This window comes from Porphyromonas bennonis DSM 23058 = JCM 16335 (assembly GCF_000375645.1).
Taxonomy (GTDB): domain Bacteria; phylum Bacteroidota; class Bacteroidia; order Bacteroidales; family Porphyromonadaceae; genus Porphyromonas_A; species Porphyromonas_A bennonis.
The window spans coordinates 28,735-45,753 of sequence record NZ_AQWR01000015.1; the positions used below are offsets into that span (position 1 = coordinate 28,735).

13 protein-coding genes and 1 tRNA gene are annotated in these 17,019 nt (G+C 56.5%); 2 read left to right on the top strand and 12 right to left on the bottom strand.

What is annotated here, in order from left to right; translation table 11 throughout:
* Position 1: 1 nt before the first annotated feature.
* The 7 genes from ruvB to dxs form a co-directional block, all read right to left on the bottom strand.
* Positions 2-1,102 carry a Holliday junction branch migration DNA helicase RuvB gene (ruvB, locus tag B088_RS04170; RefSeq protein WP_018107154.1) on the bottom strand — a complete coding sequence of 367 codons (1,101 nt, stop codon included), beginning with the start codon at positions 1,100-1,102 and terminating at the stop codon, positions 2-4.
* An 18-nt stretch (positions 1,103-1,120) separates the two neighbouring features.
* Complete coding sequence (rnr, locus tag B088_RS04175; RefSeq protein WP_018107155.1) at positions 1,121-3,415, bottom strand: ribonuclease R; 2,295 nt, start codon at positions 3,413-3,415, stop codon at positions 1,121-1,123.
* A 262-nt stretch (positions 3,416-3,677) separates the two neighbouring features.
* Positions 3,678-3,751: transfer RNA gene (locus B088_RS04180), tRNA-Ile, on the bottom strand.
* 270 nt (positions 3,752-4,021) lie between these two features.
* Positions 4,022-4,690: a pyridoxamine 5'-phosphate oxidase gene (gene pdxH / locus B088_RS04185; protein WP_018107156.1), complete on the bottom strand. Its 669-nt coding sequence runs from the start codon at positions 4,688-4,690 to the stop codon at positions 4,022-4,024.
* A 35-nt stretch (positions 4,691-4,725) separates the two neighbouring features.
* Positions 4,726-6,231, bottom strand: a complete 1,506-nt coding sequence (locus tag B088_RS04190) for a TrkH family potassium uptake protein (protein ID WP_018107157.1) — start codon at positions 6,229-6,231, stop codon at positions 4,726-4,728.
* Positions 6,232-6,247: 16 nt separating this feature from the next.
* Positions 6,248-7,594 carry a Trk system potassium transporter TrkA gene (gene trkA, locus B088_RS04195; protein WP_018107158.1) on the bottom strand — a complete coding sequence of 449 codons (1,347 nt, stop codon included), beginning with the start codon at positions 7,592-7,594 and terminating at the stop codon, positions 6,248-6,250.
* 3 nt (positions 7,595-7,597) lie between these two features.
* The gene (gene dxs / locus B088_RS04200; RefSeq protein WP_018107159.1) at positions 7,598-9,517 is read right to left on the bottom strand and encodes a 1-deoxy-D-xylulose-5-phosphate synthase; all 1,920 of its coding nucleotides are present in this window, start codon (positions 9,515-9,517) and stop codon (positions 7,598-7,600) included.
* Positions 9,518-10,361: 844 nt separating this feature from the next.
* On the opposite strand from dxs, the gene B088_RS04205 reads away from it, so the two are divergent.
* Both B088_RS04205 and B088_RS04210 read left to right on the top strand, forming a co-directional pair.
* Positions 10,362-10,832, top strand: a complete 471-nt coding sequence (locus B088_RS04205; protein WP_018107160.1) for a hypothetical protein — start codon at positions 10,362-10,364, stop codon at positions 10,830-10,832.
* A gap of 17 nt (positions 10,833-10,849) precedes the next feature.
* Complete coding sequence (locus tag B088_RS04210) at positions 10,850-11,635, top strand: hypothetical protein (RefSeq protein WP_018107161.1); 786 nt, start codon at positions 10,850-10,852, stop codon at positions 11,633-11,635.
* A gap of 61 nt (positions 11,636-11,696) precedes the next feature.
* Here B088_RS04210 and rplI read toward each other — a convergent pair whose 3' ends face one another.
* From rplI to B088_RS04235, 5 genes are all read right to left on the bottom strand, one after another.
* Entirely contained in the window at positions 11,697-12,263 is a 567-nt protein-coding gene (gene rplI / locus B088_RS04215; protein ID WP_025081792.1) for a 50S ribosomal protein L9, read from the bottom strand.
* 49 nt (positions 12,264-12,312) lie between these two features.
* Positions 12,313-12,594, bottom strand: a complete 282-nt coding sequence (rpsR, locus tag B088_RS04220; protein WP_018107163.1) for a 30S ribosomal protein S18 — start codon at positions 12,592-12,594, stop codon at positions 12,313-12,315.
* Between the two features lie 31 nt (positions 12,595-12,625).
* Positions 12,626-13,006, bottom strand: a complete 381-nt coding sequence (rpsF, locus tag B088_RS04225; RefSeq protein ID WP_025081793.1) for a 30S ribosomal protein S6 — start codon at positions 13,004-13,006, stop codon at positions 12,626-12,628.
* Positions 13,007-13,106: 100 nt separating this feature from the next.
* Positions 13,107-14,441 carry a GDSL-type esterase/lipase family protein gene (locus tag B088_RS04230; protein WP_018107165.1) on the bottom strand — a complete coding sequence of 445 codons (1,335 nt, stop codon included), beginning with the start codon at positions 14,439-14,441 and terminating at the stop codon, positions 13,107-13,109.
* Between the two features lie 50 nt (positions 14,442-14,491).
* Positions 14,492-16,765, bottom strand: coding sequence for an outer membrane beta-barrel protein (locus B088_RS04235; protein ID WP_245546721.1), 2,274 nt, complete (start codon positions 16,763-16,765; stop codon positions 14,492-14,494).
* Between the last annotated feature and the right edge of the window lie 254 nt (positions 16,766-17,019).

The following is a 17,019-nucleotide window of genomic DNA, read 5'->3' on the forward strand; positions in this document are numbered from 1 at the left end:
CTTAGAGTGAGAGATCCTGCTCGTCCCAGAGCATCTGTCCCCGAGCCGGTGTCTGCGACGGACGGCCAAAGTGGGTATAGGCAAGCGACGTGACGACGCGCCCCCGTGGAGTCCTCTTCAGGAAGCCTTCCTTGATCAGGAAGGGCTCGTAGACATCCTCCACGGTACCGGCATCCTCCCCGATAGAGGTGGCGATGGTCTCGACGCCCACCGGGCCGCCCTCAAACTTGTCCATGATCGCCAGGAGGATCTTCCGGTCGATCTGATCCAGCCCGTACTCGTCGATATTGAGCGCCTCGAGGGCATAGCAAGCCACCTCGTGCGTCACTTTACCGGTCCCCTTGACCTGAGCGAAGTCTCGCACCCGCCTCAGTAGCGCATTGGCCACACGGGGCGTGCAGCGGCTGCGATTGGCGATCTCTGTCGCCGCCCGATCCTCGCACTCGATCCCCAGGATGCCGGCACTACGGAGGACGATCTCCCTCAGCATCTCCGCATCGTAGTACTCGAGGTGCATATTGATCCCAAAGCGGTCCCGCAGCGGAGCCGTGAGGAGACCGCTCCGTGTGGTGGCCCCGATGAGGGTAAAGGGCTCCAGATCTAGTCGAATGCTCCTTGCCCCGGGTCCCTTGTCGATCAGGATATCGATCCGGTAGTCCTCCATGGCAGAGTAAAGGTACTCCTCCACCACGGGCGGCATGCGATGGATCTCATCGATGAAGAGTACCTCTCCCGGCTCGAGGGAGGTGAGCACACCGGCAAGGTCTCCCGGCTTATCCAGCACCGGACCTGAGGTAACCTTGATCCCCACACCGAGCTCATTGGCGATGATCTGAGAGAGGGTGGTCTTCCCCAGTCCGGGGGGACCGTGGAGCAGGACGTGATCGAGCGTCTCACCCCGCATCTTCGCCGCTTGGACAAAGACGCTGAGATTGCCGACCACATCGGGCTGACCTGTGAAGTCCTCAAAGCGCTGCGGCCTCAAGAGCTTGTCGGGATCCTTCCGCCCCTCCTCGGAGAGGGTGAGCGGATCGCTCCCCAGCTCGACACCACGTATGTCGAAGTCCTCCAGACCCTCTATCTTACGATCCTCGTCGCGCATGTCCTCAGATCAGCTCTATCAGTGCCTGCGACCGGATCGGTTACCGCCGCGGTGTGAGTTGTAGCCTCCTCGGCGATGATCATCCTGAGGCTGATCAGCCGGCTTATCCGCCAGCTCAAAGTCGAGGAACCTCTTCTGGAGGTCGGCTCGTGCAACACGGATCTTGATCGTGTCGCCAAGGGCATAACGCTTACGGGTATTGATCCCTACGAGCGCCATGGTCTTGTCGTCGTACTCGTAGAAGTCATCGCTGAGATCACGGATCGGCACCAGTCCCTCGCAGCCATTCTCCTTGATCTCCACGAAGATCCCGAAGTCCTTGACACCGCTGACCATGCCCTCAAACTCCTGCCCCAGTCGCTCCTGCATATACTCGATCTGCTTGTACTTGACTGACGAGCGCTCCGCATCGGCAGCCGTCTTCTCCATCTCCGAGTCGTGCTCACAGATGGCATCGAGGTCGCTCCTGTCGGCACTCTTCCCGGTGGTCATATACTGCCAGAGCAGGCGGTGAACCATCATATCGGGATGACGGCGGATCGGGCTGGTGAAGTGGGTGTAAAACTCAAATCCGAGCCCAAAGTGACCGATGTTCTCTGTCTGGTAGACAGCCTTAGACATCGTGCGGATCGCCAGGATCTGGATCACATTCTCCTCCGGCTTCCCCTTGATCTCCTCGAGGAGCTTATTGAGATTGTCTGAGATGGACTGCGCGTCCCCTGTGTAGATAAACTTGTACCCCAGCCGTCCCACGTACTCGGCAAAGTTCTGCAGCCGCTCCTCATCGGGACGGTCATGCACGCGGTAGATAAAGGGCGGCACCTTCTCGTCCCGCTCCTTGGCCAGCTTGGCGATGTGCTTGGCGACGGTGCGATTGGCAAGCAGCATATAGTCCTCGATCAGACGATTGGCATCGGTATTCTCCTTGACATGGACGGAGATCGGCTTACCCTTCTCGTCGAGGTCAAACTCCAGCTCCTCCTGCTCAAACTCGATCGAACCGTGCTCAAAGCGCTTCTTCCTCAGAGCCTTGGCTATCTCATCCAGCTTATGGACCGCCTCCTCCACCTCGGGCGTCACGCCGGGCTGACCATTGATCACCTCCAGCACCTCCTCGTACTTAAATCGGTAGTCGCTGTGGATCACCGTGCGGGCGACATGGTAGTCGAGCACAGTTCCAAGGGAATTGACGCGGAAGATGCAGGAGAATGCGGGTCTGTCCACACCGGCACGGAGGGAGCAGAGGTCGTTGCAGAGCCGCTCCGGCAGCATCGGCACGGTGCGATCGACTAAGTAGACGCTCGTCGCACGCTGATAGGCCTCCTCGTCGATCGGATCTCCGGGGGTGACGTAGGAGGTGACGTCGGCGATGTGGACACCCACCTCATAGGTGCCGTCTCCGAGATCCTTGTAGGAGAGCGCATCGTCGTAGTCCTTCGCCGACTCCGGGTCGCAAGTAAAGGTGAGTCGGTCGGTGTAGTCCTCCCGCTTGTACTTCGGATCGTATGCCATCTGCTCATCGAGGTCATTGGCATACTGCTCCAGATTCTCCGGATAGGAGTAAGGCAGACCATACTCAGCCAGGATGGCGTGCATCTCGGTGTCGTTGCTACCCGGCTCACCGAGGCGGGAGATCACCTCACCGACAGGGTTCTTGGCATGATCCGGCCACTCCAGCACATGGACCAGCACCTTCTCCCCGTCCTGAGCGCCATTGAGGTTACGATCCGGGATCAGGATATCATTGTCCAGCTTACGGCTGTCGGTGATGAGGAAGTTGTAGCCGTGGCTGATCGACATCACGCCGACGAAATTAGTCACCACCCGCTCCAGTATCTCGATCACCTCACCCTCGATCTCCTGACCGGGGCGAAGCGCGAGCAGCTGTACCATCACCTTATCGCCATCGAAGGCGTGGGCAGAGTTTCGCTCTGCCACACGGATCGGGTCGCTCCCATCCTCGGGGTAGAAGAAATTGTGTCCCTTGCCCGCCTTCCGCCGGAAAGATCCGGTCAGCTTGGTATTCTTGGTTCTGTAGATGTACTCGTCACTGGCGGCGCCTGCCTGGATGAGCTTCTCGCGCATCAGCTGATCAATCACCTCGCCGACCATCTGCTTCTCCGAGCCATTCTCTGCGCCGACCGACTTGCAGATCACCACGACAGACACACAGACATTGGCATGACTGGTAAAGTAGTCGATGACATCTCTTCTGTAGCGGGAGAATCCCCGCTCTCTCTTACTCGGCTTGTAGGACGAGTCCCTAAATGCCTGACTGCTCTTATCTTTTCTAGACTTAAATTTCTTTCCCATTGATTATTTCTGTGTATCTCTAGTGACCAACAAAGTTACCCAAATTTCCACACCTCCTGCCGTCCTCATCCGCACCCTCTAGAGCCACTCCACCCAAGCCCCCCGGGACCGGAGTCGGTATGAGTGAAATCTAATACCGATAATAGTGACGACTAATACCGGTAATAGTCTCAACTAATATCGGTATTAGAGAAGGCCCCCAAAAAAGCCGGAGAGTGCAGAAGCTTCTTCCGCACTCTCCGGCTGATCAAAGTCGATCCAGTGGTCCCACACGGGCTTGAACCGTGGACTCCCTGATTATGAGTCAGGTGCTCTAACCAACTGAGCTATAGGACCAATATCACTGTGCCGGATCCATAAGACCCTTGATATTGGCGCAAAGGTACGATTTTTTCTCTTCTCCTCCGCCCCCTCACACATTAAAAACCCCTTGCAGACGAGTGCCTGCAAGGGGTTGTGTTGTCGCCCTAAAGGGGCTTAGGAGAAAACTGTCTCTCGACAGCTTTGCGTCCTAATATTAACCTAAAATCTAATACTATGAAAAACACACTGCAAATATAAGCCTATTTTGCTTGAGTCGCAAGTTATTTTTTATTGTCTCTTCTCTTACGGAGCAATCCGCGTAAGGGACCAGCTGCCATCCTCCTGCAGGTGATAGAGGAAGCGGTCATGCAGGCGGCTGGGCCTTCCCTGCCAAAACTCGATCCGGTGAGGCGTCACCTCAAATCCTCCCCAGCTCTCGGGACGGGGGACCTTTACTCCCACCTTGAGTGCCTCCTTGGCAAACTCGGTCACGATGAACATCCGATTGGGGATCGGGTGGCTCTGGGGCGAGATCCGAGCACCGACCTGACTCTTGTAGGGGCGCTTGGCAAAGTAGGCATCCGACACCTCAGGGGCGACGTGCCGACAGGTACCCTCGATGTGGATCTGCCTCTGGAGCTGGTGCCAGAGGAAGGTGAGACTCACCTTGGGATTGAGATCGATCTGGTGTCCCTTGCGGCTCTCGTAGTTGGAGTAGAAGATAAACTTCCCCTCCTCGGTGATCTCCTTCAGCAACACCGTGCGGGTGCAGGGCTGACCATCGAGAGTAGCCGTGCTGACGATCAGGGCTGTCGGTTCTATCACGTTGAGCTTAATCGCCTCCTCAAGCCACTCGCGACACTTGTCGAGCGGATCCTCCGTCATGTCGCTGTGCGAGAGTGAGCCGACGTTGTAGTCGCGTCGGATGTCCTCGAGATTCATTTCCTCGCCCGTATGATTGGTATCTGTCATTGGTTTAGTGTTTTAGATAAGATTAGGATTGGCTCTTAGCTCCGCCAGTAACTGGGGTGGAAGAGTGAGAGCACAGTGAATATCTCCAGTCGCCCCATTACCATCAGTAACGACAGGAATATCTTCGACACGCCGCTCAGCGACGAGAAGCCGCCATGCGGACCGAAGACACCCAGGCCGCCACCGGAATTGGAGACACAGGAGACGGCGCAAGAGAAGGAGTCTGTCAGATTGTATCCCTCTGCGGTGACCACGCCGGTGGCAATGATGATAAGGGCTGTATAGGCAAAGAAGAATGAGGTGACCTGCACCACCACCTTGTCGGTGATGACGGTGTTGCCCATTCGGATGGTGGAGACGACGTTGGGGTGGACACGGCGGACCAGCTCCTTACTGAGATTTTTCGCCAAGACCTCGAAGCGGACAACCTTGAAGCCACCCGAAGTGGATCCTGAGCAGCCGGCGACAAACATGCACGCTATCACGATCAGGGCAAAGAAGCTCCCCCAGACGGAGTAGTCACCAGAGAAAAAACCAGTGGTCGTCCCTAGGCTGGCGACGGTGAAGAGGCTCTTGATGAAAGCATCCGCCCCGGTAAGGTAACCGGAGTACCAGAGCCATATGGCTCCAATCGTTGTCATAATAAGCACCAAAGAGAGGAACCAGCGGAGCTCGCTGTCCTGAAAGAGGCGCTTCGGCTGCCGCTTGACGATCGCAAAGTAGATCAGCGAGAACTGGGTCGCCCCCAGCAGCATGAAGAAGACGGCAACCAGTTCTATATAGGTGGAGTGAAAGAAGCCGATCGACTCGGAGTGGGTACTGAAGCCTCCTGTGGAGACGCACGAGAAGGTGTGGCAGACCGCGTCGTACCAGCTCATAGGGCCGATGCCGAAGAGCAGGATGCAGAGGATCGTAAAGCTCACATAGATGACGATGAGCCACTTCGCCATAGTCCCGATATGGGGGTCAAACTTCTGGTGTGTCACCCCAGTCGCTTCGCTATTGAAGATCGTTGTTGCCCGTTGCCCCGACATAGGTATGAGTGCCACAAGGAAGGCGATGATACCCAGTCCGCCAAGCCACTGCGTCGATGCGCGCCAGAAGAGGATGCTCCTAGGTATGTCCTCCACCCGAGTGATGACCGTACCTCCCGTGGTGGTAAAGCCGGACATGGCCTCGAAGAAAGCAGCCGGCGCCGAGGTGATATAGCTGCCCAGCAGATAGGGAAGCATACCGATGAGAGAGACTAAGAACCAGCTGATCGTTACAGTCATGACTCCCTCACGAGAGCCAATGTTGGTATTGCCGGGATCCCGGCCGAGTAGGATCAGCAGGGCTCCCACAGCTGCGTCGACTCCGGCAGTGATGGCGAGCGGCTTAGTCCCGGTATCATGCGGATAGTAGAGGGAGATCAAGAGGGCGATGATGAGGAAGGGGAAGAGCACCATACAGAGCTCGCCCATCGTCCTGAGGACAAAGCGGAAGTTGAGGAGCCGCTTTGTCGGCTGGTAATCGTCTACGAAGAAGTCTTCCCTTAGCATTGCTCAGCTCAGCAAATTACTTGAAGAGATCATCCAGCTCAGTGTCTCTGGCATTGATATTAAAGACGAGGACCGTGTCACCCGGCTTCAGGACTGTGTGCCCCTCGACGAGATAGACCTCCCCATCCCTGAGGAAGCCTCCGAGAGTGATGCTACGGGGGATCTTCAGGTCCTTGATGGGGGCCTTGGTGATCCTGCTGCCTTCCGTGATCACAATCTCCAGCACGTCTCCATGACCGATCGCCATCGTCTTGGCGTCAGAGATGTCTATGCGATGGAGGTGGCGGATGATCTTACCGGCAGCGATGATCTTCTTATTCACAATGTTGCCGATGCCGAGCTGACTGGCGATGTCGAGGTAGTCGACATTCTCGATCTCCGCCACGGTGCGGGGAATGCCGAGATGCTTGGCGTTCATCGTCGCGATCATATTGATCTCCGAGCTGCCGGTCAGCGCAAGGAAGGCCTGTGTGTTGCGGATTCCCTCCGAGATCAGCAGATCGGAGTCGGCTGCGTCACCATGGATGACGAGGGTATTGTCGTTGGTCACTTCGGAGAGCTCCCGGCACTTCTCCAGATCGCGCTCGATGATTTTCACGCTCATATCGTGAGGCAGGAGCTCCGCCGTGCGTAGTGCGATGCGGCTGCCACCCATGATGATCACCTTCCGCACATCCACCTTAGGCTGACCGCAGTACTCGCGGACGGTGTCCAGATTCTGCGTATTGCAGGCGACGTAGACGATGTCATTGACCTCCAGGGTGTCGTTTCCTCTCGGGACAAAGCTCTCCCTCCCACGGACGATGGAGATGATGTGGAAGTGCTTCTCATCGAGGTCCGACAGCTCCATGAGCCGCTTCCCCAGCATAGGAGAGTGCTTCGTGATGCGAGAGGCGCAGAGGTGGAGCCGACCGCCAAAGAGCCGCCAGTACTGACGCGTCCACGGGAGACGGAGACCATTGTATATCTCCTGAGCTGCGAGCGCCTCCGGATAGACCATCTCGTCGACGCCGAGACCATTGAAGTAGGGAAGGTACTGGGGCAGGAAATAGTCGTAATTGCTCACCCGGGCAAGGGTCTTCTTGACCCCCATCCGGTGGGCGATCATACAGGAGAGGATATTGGCACTCTCAGAGGGAGTCACCGCGACGAAGAGGTCAGTCTCCTCCACCCCCGCATGCTTCAGCTGACGGATGGAGGTAGGATTACCCACGATCGGCATAATCTCGAGCGAATTGTCGTAGGCAAAGTCAATCTTATCCGGATCTTCGTCCATCAGGATCACGTCGTGGTGCTCCTGCTGACTGATCAGCTTGGCCAGGTGGGTGCCGGTCTCTCCCGCTCCTACTATAAATACCCTCATCGCTTATACTCGCTCCAGTAGGCGCTCCACCTCAGTCATTATCCCCTCCTCGTCGATGCCCACATAGGCACGCTGTACTGATACATCCCCATGCCTGATGTACTCATCCCCGACGCCCATACGGCGGATCGGGATCGACACACCCTGATCAGCGTAGTACTCAAGGAGTGCGCTCCCCATCCCACCGGCGAGAGCCGCATCCTCGATGGTGAGGATCCGACGATACCGCTTGGGGAGCTCATCCAGCAGCTCTGTGTCAAGGGGCTTAAGGAAGCGCAGGTTGATCAGCCCGACAGATTGCCCTCTCTCCTCCCTAAGCTGCTCGACGACACGCCGAGCGACAGCGCCCACTGGTCCGTAAGTGACGATCACCAGTTCATCCCCCACAGCCAGCTCGTCACTCTTGCCGATCGGCAGCTCCTCCATCGGTGCATGCCAGTTGCCATTACTACCCTCGCCGCGCGGGTAACGGATGACGAAGGGTCCCTCATCCTTGTGCTGATAAGCGGTGTACATCATCATCCGCAGCTCCCACTCATCGATCGGTGACATCAGTGTCAGCCCGGGGATCGACCGCAGGTAAGCGAGGTCATACAGTCCCTGATGCGTCATCCCGTCATTGCCGACAAGACCGGCCCGATCGACGCAGAGGATCACCGGGGCTTTCTGCTCCGCCACGTCGTGGATCACTCCGTCCACTGCCCGCTGGAGGAAGGTGGAGTAGATGTTGCAGAAGGGGATCTGCCCCTCCAGCGCCAGACCGGCAGAGAAGGTGACGGCGTGCCCCTCGGCGATACCGACATCGAAGACCCGCTCCGGATACTTGCGGAGCATATACCCCATGGAGCTCCCCGAGATCATCGCTGGAGTAATCCCCACGACCCGGTCGTCCAGGTCGGCTAGGTCGACTAAGGTTTTCCCAAATACCTCCTGAAACTTCTCCGGTGCTCCATTTTTCTTACCCTTCTTTGCCAGCTCTCCGGTGCGGAGGTCGAAGCGTCCCGGGGCGTGCCATAGGACGGAGCTGTCCTCGGCCGGCTTATACCCCTTCCCCTTCACCGTCTTGACGTGAAGCAACTTCGGTCCCTCGAAGTCCTTGATCGCCTCCAGCACAGAGACAAAGGTCTCAATGTCATTGCCATCAATGGGACCGAAGTAGCGCATGCTGAAGTCCTCGAAGAAATTACCCTCATCGGTCATCAGCGCCTTGATGCTGTTATTGAAGCGCTGAAGGTTTCGCTTCCTCGAGTCTGTGAGGAGATTGAGCTTCGAGAGCCCCTTCGCGCCCATATTGCGGAGCTTATTATACTCAGGGCTTGTGATAAACTTGACCAGATACCGGCTCAGCCCACCCGTCGCGGGGTCGATGGAGATGTGGTTGTCATTGAGAATGACGAGGACGTTATTGTGCCGCTCGGAGACGTTGTTTAGCCCCTCAAAAGCGAGCCCTCCCGAGAGAGCCCCGTCGCCGATCACTGCGATGACATGATTATCCTTCTGATCCAGCTTACTCCCAGCAGCATAGCCGACCGCGGCGGAGATAGAGTTGGACGCATGGCCTGAGATAAATGCGTCGTAGATGCTCTCTCCCGGGTGGAGGAAGCCGCTGATGCCACCCCACTGACGTAACGTGGGAAATGCCTCTCTCCTGCCTGTCAGGAGCTTATGTGCATAAGCTTGGTGTCCGACATCCCAGATCACCTTATCCTCCGGAGCGTCGTAGACGTAGTGGACTGCCACAGCAATCTCCACGGCCCCCATACTGGCTCCGAAGTGCCCCGGGGTCTGACTCAGCACCTCCGTCAGGTAGAGACGGATCTCGCGGCAGAGCTGAGGGAGCTGCGAGCGATCGAGTCGCTTGAGATCCGCAGGGGTGTCGATATGTCTGAGGAGAGGATAGCAGTCGTCTTTCTTAGCACACATAGCCGTAACATTATTCTTGGCGCAAATATACCTATTTTGCCCCTTTCCCTTTGCCTACGACCCCGGTCCGCAGGAGTGACGCATTTGAGCTTTAAAGCAAAGAAGTGATAATCCCTGTCGCTGTGCAATCCTGTCGACTGATCCACGCCCTGCCGCTACCGACTGCCGATCCCGCAGGGGCGAAGCCCCGGAGGGATCATCGCTTTTTAGACCGGGTGTCGAGGCACGATAGTGCCTAAGACCCCGGGAAAGAAGTCCCCGGTAAAGATATACGACCCCGCTAGGGCGTCGCACTGCATAAGTAGGCTGATAGTGCGACACCCTAGCGGGGTCGGGATCGCTTGCGTCGCCCAATCCACGGGTCTTCGGGGCTACGCCCCTCGACCCGTGGCTAAACAACGGGCACCCCTATCGGGGTGCTTCGTTCACCACTCTTCACAATGAGTCGAATGACTTCTGTACCACTCAAATGCGTCACCCCTGCCTCGCTCCGACAAGAAAGCACTACAACTCAATCATCACAAGGAGCCCCAACTACTATCCAGTTTCATCGGCTGCGCATGTCCATTCACACAAGACTGACTACCAGCAGGTAGCGATCAGTCAATTCTACTACCGGTACTAGATTTATCTTTTCGGTATTAGTGTCAAATATTACCGACAATAGTTTCACCTTGTACCGATATTAGTTCGCCACGCTCCTCTCTGCAACAGATGTGCTTGCCCCACCTTATCTCCAAACCTCCGACAGGCTCCATGAGTAGTGTGTAAATCACAGAATGTGTCGCTACTGTCGGGTGAGGGAAATGGGTACATTTGTCCAGTTACTATCAGGTAAAATGTTATGGAGCAAGAGCACCAAGACGTAAGCCTATTTGAAAAAGGGGGTATTGTACTAGCTATACCCGATGTACCTGTCTCTGAGATTCCACTCGGGACTGGGGTTAAACTGATGGAGAGTGCGGGACTGGATGGCTCAGTAAAACCCGCTCTCAGAGCTGATGAGGACGCCATTGCTGACGCCATCGGACCAGACCACCGCAGCATCGTAATCAGTGCCTACATTGAGCCAGGGACAGATGGTTTCTGGTCTTACACGTATAGCCCCGAGGATGTAGGAGCCTATGGGTACGGGAGGACCATCAGAGAGGCGAAGAATAGTCTTCTTGACGGGATTGAGATAGTCAAAGAGAGATATGGAGAAATGGATGATCAAAAAATGATGCCCCACTCCATAAGAGGGGATTATAGGGTAGAGTTTGACATACAGCCGTCACTCAGAGACTATCCGGACGACCTAGAGATCAAAAAATAGTCAAGCGTATCAGGACTATGGGAGTCGACCTTAACCTCATCCTACCCAACGACTGCAAGGACATAATGGATAATGAGTATGCCCTTGCCTTCTTCAAGGATGCTCTTAATAGAGTTACGGCATTCTTTGGGGGTAGGAGAGAGTTTGTGACTGAAATAACTATTTACAACTCTGACTCTACAGGATGGGAGGAGTATGAAGTGCCGGAGTACAGCTTTACCATTCCTCTGATATCAGCGACGTACTACCTGAACAAAGGGTACTGGGAGGTTTCTACTGGAGATCGATACTGCTTCTATTTTTGGCCATATTCTGGAGATGTGGATAGGAATGGAAACCCTTATATCGGAGCACGCTACAATTGTTTCAATGCGGCAAGAATAATGGGTTTCTCTGAGGGATGGATTAGTGATGATTACCACTCCTGGAGATGTCTGGTGGGAGATGTAGATAGTGACTTTGAGACTTGGCTAAGATACGGTAAGGATGAGGAGGATGCGATAGTCCATGAGTATTCCATGAGTATCTTCGGAGATGAGTTTGGCGAGTACAAAGACTATGCTACCAAGTACCACGACTCATTCAAGGAGTGCTTTGACTTGCTTGAGTCTTTTGAGAGAGATTATCCGGAGTACAGAGTTCTAACGATAGGATGCCCTGATAAGGAATTTACCCTGGTCTCCGATGGAAACAACATCTTTATGTTTGATGCCGACACTGGGATGCGTCTCTCAGACTTTCCCATTGAGAAATTCTTGTCTGACCCTAGTGGGGAAGAACCTATACCCTTCCCCCGAGAGTGACAAAGGGGGCGCGCCGGCTAACCGACACGCCCCTCTTGTGCAAATGGGAATGTGCTAAGGATTACTCAGCAGACTCTGCCTCGTTGCTCTCAGCAGCAGCCTCCTCGCCCTCCTGCTCCTCCTCAGAGGCAGCGACAGGCTCCTCAGCCGGCTTCTCCTCCTCCTTCGGGAGCTCGAGGTCCTCAGGATTCTCGCTGGTGACGATGACAGGCACCTCTACGGCGATATCCTTGTGGAAGCGAATCTTGGCGACGTACTCGCCGATCTCCTTGATGCCGGGCATCTCGATCATCTTGCGATTGATCTCATAGCCCTGAGCCTCCAGCTCGTCAGCCACCATAGTGGTGGTGATGGAGCCGTAGAGGCTACCGGTAGAGGAGGTCTTGGCGGAGAGCTCCACCTTGGCACCGCTCAGCTTGTCGGCATGCTTCTGCGCCTCAGCCTTGAAGGCCTCGAGCTTACCTGCCTGCTGACGGAGGTTCTCCTCGTGTGAACGGAGAGCGCTCTCGGTAGCGAGCACAGCCATACCCTTAGGGATTAGAAAGTTGCGACCATATCCGGGCTTCACGTCTACGATCTCGTTCTTGAAGCCGAGGTTACGGACATCTTCTTTCAAAATAAGTTTCATATTCTGTCTCCTTTTAGTATTCTCAAAAATTGATTGTCAGACTCCCGGATCACCTCTCCATCAGGTCGGTAACGTAGGGGAGGAGGGCAAGGTGGCGAGCACGCTTGACCGCCTGAGCGACGCGGCGCTGAAACTTCAGCGAGTTGCCGGTGATGCGACGGGGAAGGATCTTACCCTGCTCGTTGAGGAATCTCTTGAGGTACTCAGGGTCCTTGTAGTCGATGTAGTTGATGCCGGCCTTCTTGAAGCGACAGTACTTCTGCTTGTCGCGGGTCAGCTGGGTCAGGTAGCGCATCTTGGCTCTGCCCTTGTTGTATGTCTTCTTTGCCATGATATGTCAGTTTGCTTGTGTTACCGGATCTTTACTCTGCCTGTGCCTCCTCAGCGGGAGTCTCAGTAGCAGCAGGGGTAGTCTCCTTGTGGTTGCGACGACGCTTCTCAGCGTACTCGTGAGCAAAGCGATCCTGCTTGAAGGTCAGGAAACGGATGACATGGTCATCGCGGCGGAAGTTGATCTCGAGCGTATCGACAAAGTCAGGCTCTGCGTCAAACTCGATGAGGAAGTAATTACCGGTAGATAGCTTGTGGATCGGGTAGGCAAGCTTGCGCTGACCCCACTCCTCACAGTTCACCACGACACCACCGTTGTCGGTGATCAGATTGGCGAACTTATCTACCGTTTCCTTTGTCTGGTCGGCAGACAAAATGGGAGTTAAAATGAAAACGGTTTCGTAATGGTTCATCTCTGTAACCTTATTAGTTGTGAGTGAATAAATGAATAATTCGGGTGCAAAGGTACCCCTTTATCCCCTCAATTCCAATACCCCACCGGCTTAGAGTGGATCAGAGATCCACCTGGCGGGCAATGTTGTCGCCGAGTATGCGGTAGCCGTCGGCATTGGGGTGGAGTCCGTCGCGGAAGAGGGCGTCGATGAGCTCTCCGTCCTCAGTCAGTCCCTCGGAGACGTCGATGAAGGTGGCTCCCGGGATGACGCTTATGAGCGACTCGGTCAGCATATTGAGCGGGCGGATACGGGACATCATATCCTTGCGGGGCAGCACCCCGAGGACATAGAGTCGAGCCTTGGGCTTCATACGCCGGATGAGGGTCGCCGTCTCAGCGATGCCGAGGGCGATGTGCTGGTTGTCGTCTCCGGCAGAGAGGTTGTTGGTACCGATGGCGAGGAGGATCACCTCGGGGTCGCAGTCGTCGATCTCCCCGTGGGTGAGGCGCCAGTTCAGGTTCTCCACCCGGTCCCAGCCGAAGCCCATATTGGTCACCACGCGGTCCCCGAAGAGCTTGTTCCAGGAGTCATCCCCGCGGTGGTGCTGAGATGCCGGCAGCCCGGACCAGTAGTGCATAATAGAGTTGCCCAGCACCAGCACGCTCGGCTTGGCGGTTCGATTGCGGAGGATCACCTCGTTGTGCCGCCGCTCCCAGACGTAGGACGCTCTGTCCCTCGACTGCGTCACCGGCGGGCAGACCCACTTCGTCGGCAGCCCCAGAGCCTCTCTCGCTTCCGTGGCAAGATCTTTCGCTTCCCCTGTAAGGATTAGGCGAGGTCGGGACTTCATCATCTCCTCCTTGGACAATCCCTCAGGGACAGTGATCACCGGGATGTCCAGCTCACGCTCCAGCCGAGCCGCACGGGTCTCCGACGGGCTCACGCCGCGCTCCGCCGGCAGACAGACTAAGATCGGTCGCTCCTCCCGATCGGGAAGCCAGTCGAAGTACGCCCCATCGTCCACGCCCACCTGCAGTGACGTGACCGTCACCCCGAGGGGCAGATAGAGTCGGCAACGGTCGCCGTACTTATGGGTGCTCTTCGTCTCAGGCTTGGTAAAGGTGATGATGTCGCCCGCCACCATTGTCTCTCGGCAGGGTCGTGTCACTCCGTCGCAGTCGGTAGCGAAGAGGTCTACCCCCGATGAGATCGCCCCTTCGGCAGTAATGCGGACGCGGATCATCGGTGAGGTGGTATAAAACTCCACCAGCAGCCCATCGGAGCCGCTTCCCTTCCCAGCCCGCTCGTAGAGACCGGCGTCGGTCGTCAGTCGTCTCTGCACCAGGCAGGGATCGGCATTGGCAGGGTCCATCCACTGCTGAGCCCGTACGACCGGAGTCGACAGCAGGACGATGAGCGAGACGAGGAGTGTGGATCTAAAGTAGGTACTCATATATAAATAGGTGTCTATCGTTCTGACCGACAAGATACCCAAAACCCCGGTTACATACCGAAGCGGCTGGTGTCCAGCTGCGACGGGCTCTTCACGCTCTTGTAGTTGCCAAAGGTGTAGCGGATGTCCAGACTAAAGTTGCGCCCGTAGCGGCTGGGGACAAATTCAAACTGCTGCACCCCATGGTTCGCCTTGACCTTAGGCGTTCCCTTCTCCAAGAGATCGTTGCCCCGCATCGTCACGCTCCACTTCTTGTCCCGGCTGACCCACTTCATCCTCGCACTCAGTCTGACGATATCAGAGAAGTCATAGAGCCCCTGCATACCCCCAGTAAGGTAGGAGAAGTCAAGTCCGGCGGTGAGCCCATTCCGCTCGCTGAGTACGAAGTCATTGGAGAGTGAGCCAAATAGAGAAGTGCGCCGGCGATCTACCGTCCCGACAAAGGGCACATCAAGCTTGATCCGCGTGAGGCTGACATCCAGCATCAGCCGTCCCTGCCACCAATCGGTCTTGGGAAGAGGCGCAATCGCTGTCAGGCTGAGGTTATTGTAGTAGTGCCAGTTCCAGGTCTTGTAGACGATCTTCTCCAGCTCCGGATCGAGATACATCTGCTGGACGAAGTAGCGAGGGGCGTAGTTCTCACGGATGACAAACTGGTACTTCCCCCTCAGCACATAGACCGTCTGCGCATTGTAGGCGACGAAGGGTCTGATCTCAGGATTACCTTTCCACACCTGGACGGCACTTCGCTGAGTGGAGAAGGGCTCCCGCTCAAAGTAGGCGGGGTACTTCTTCTGAGAGTTAAAGGAGAGCTGCAGCATATCCGTCTGAGAGATCCTGTAGAGGAGGGAGGCTTGCGGCATCAGTCGGAAGGTCTCCTCATGACCGTAGTATCGGGCATAGTCCCCAATGAGAGTCGCATCAATGGAGAGCGCAGAGGTGAGCTGCTTCTTGACCCCCAGGTATATATCCGCCAGTAGTTCCCTGCTCACTCGCTCTATCGGGTCAGCCTTCTGCGTCTCTCCGGCGACGACCCAGTACTGCTGACGATTGGCGGTGTGGGAGAGGGAGAACTTGCTCCCATACTCGATCCCCCAGCCGCCTCCCAGCCGGTGGCTATTGTCCGCATGCGCACCCACGACCCGAGACCGCTGACCGTTGTCGAAGGCAAAGGCCTCACTCGGCGTTGCGTCCAGTCCGGTGCCATAGGTGACAGCCTGGCTGTGGTGATAGTCCGTATAGAAGGCACCGATCATCAGGTGTCCGTCGTAGCCATACTCCACGCTGAGGTGGTGTGTCCGCCTCTGTGACTCCTGCTCTTGCTCTATCGGATGAGGGCGCTCAATATCTTTTTCGACAAATTGATTATTGGGGGAAAACGTGCCGTAGTAAGTCGCCGACAGGTCATGCCGTCCCTTCCGGTACCCCAGGTCAAGGGAGAGGGTATGAGTGGTGAAGGAGTTCTTCCCGACATTGCGGGTCCTTATCTCCGGTAGGGAGCCGAGGGGACCGGTCACCACCGACAGATCGGAGATCCGGTCGCCGAGACCGGCACCATACCTCCCTGAGACGGAGAGTCCGCTCGGAGAGGTGTATAGGGCACTTCCCCCGGCGGCATACCGGCTGTAGTACTGAGAGGTATAGGTCCCAAAGAGCTGGGCGGAGAGCCCGGAGGTGACCCGGTCGCGAGACTGGTGCTTGAGCACAATATTGACGGAAGCCCCCTTAGCCCTATATCGGGCGATCGGCGTGTAGGAGATCTCTGCACTCGCCACCAGAGACACCGGTATGGACTTGAGCTGCTCCAGCAGCTGATCCTGTGGCAGAGACGAGGGCTTCCCATTCATCACTAAGGTAAAGCCCGACACCCCGGCGAGTACCGGTACGCCGCCCTCCTCCCTCATCCCCGGCAGGCGGCAGAGCATCTCATAGGCGGTGGAGACGGGACTCTTCTCGAAGAGCAGCTCCACGTCGTAGCTCGATATGCCGCCCTCCAGCAGCTTCATCACGGGACGGTCGGCACTCACCACCAGACCCTCCAGCAGCTCACTCCGCGGCTCCAGACGAAGGGTGTCGGGGAGCGTCGCTCCCACCAAGTCGACCGTCAGCGGGTGGTACATAAGATGCGAGATGCGGAGGCAGCACGCCCCCTCGCCGGAGAGCCTCACCGCCCCCTCGGCATCCGACACCACCACCGCAAGGGTCGTCGAGTCGGGTGCCATGAGGAGTGCTGTCGCACCGGCGACCGCCTCGCCCGTGGTCTTGTCCCTCAGCAGCGTGTGGTAGTCCGTGGCGAGACAGGTCAGGCCTGTCAGTAGCGTCACAAGCAGTGACAGCAAGGTTTTGGTACAAGCATTCATAAGACCCATATCGTGATGAAAGGAGATTAGGGAAAAGGTTTCTGTCCCCAAAGATATACATTATCCCCCCCCCCGCAAGAGGAAGTCGTCCGAAAAACCAGGGGTGACGCATTTGAGTGGTACAGAAACCATTCAACTCATTGTAAAGAGTGGTGAACGAAGCACCCCGACAGGGGTGCCCGCTTTTTAGACCCGGGTCGAGGGGCGTAGCCCCGACG

What these genes read in the sequence shown, in the direction of transcription:
- ruvB (WP_018107154.1), bottom strand. Translation starts at nt 1,102, where the DNA reads ATGCGCGACGAGGATCGTAAGATAGAGGGTCTGGAGGACTTCGACATA.
- rnr (WP_018107155.1), bottom strand. Translation starts at nt 3,415, where the DNA reads ATGGGAAAGAAATTTAAGTCTAGAAAAGATAAGAGCAGTCAGGCATTT.
- pdxH (WP_018107156.1), bottom strand. Translation starts at nt 4,690, where the DNA reads ATGACAGATACCAATCATACGGGCGAGGAAATGAATCTCGAGGACATC.
- B088_RS04190 (WP_018107157.1), bottom strand. Translation starts at nt 6,231, where the DNA reads ATGCTAAGGGAAGACTTCTTCGTAGACGATTACCAGCCGACAAAGCGG.
- trkA (WP_018107158.1), bottom strand. Translation starts at nt 7,594, where the DNA reads ATGAGGGTATTTATAGTAGGAGCGGGAGAGACCGGCACCCACCTGGCC.
- dxs (WP_018107159.1), bottom strand. Translation starts at nt 9,517, where the DNA reads ATGTGTGCTAAGAAAGACGACTGCTATCCTCTCCTCAGACATATCGAC.
- B088_RS04205 (WP_018107160.1), top strand. Translation starts at nt 10,362, where the DNA reads ATGGAGCAAGAGCACCAAGACGTAAGCCTATTTGAAAAAGGGGGTATT.
- B088_RS04210 (WP_018107161.1), top strand. Translation starts at nt 10,850, where the DNA reads ATGGGAGTCGACCTTAACCTCATCCTACCCAACGACTGCAAGGACATA.
- rplI (WP_025081792.1), bottom strand. Translation starts at nt 12,263, where the DNA reads ATGAAACTTATTTTGAAAGAAGATGTCCGTAACCTCGGCTTCAAGAAC.
- rpsR (WP_018107163.1), bottom strand. Translation starts at nt 12,594, where the DNA reads ATGGCAAAGAAGACATACAACAAGGGCAGAGCCAAGATGCGCTACCTG.
- rpsF (WP_025081793.1), bottom strand. Translation starts at nt 13,006, where the DNA reads ATGAACCATTACGAAACCGTTTTCATTTTAACTCCCATTTTGTCTGCC.
- B088_RS04230 (WP_018107165.1), bottom strand. Translation starts at nt 14,441, where the DNA reads ATGAGTACCTACTTTAGATCCACACTCCTCGTCTCGCTCATCGTCCTG.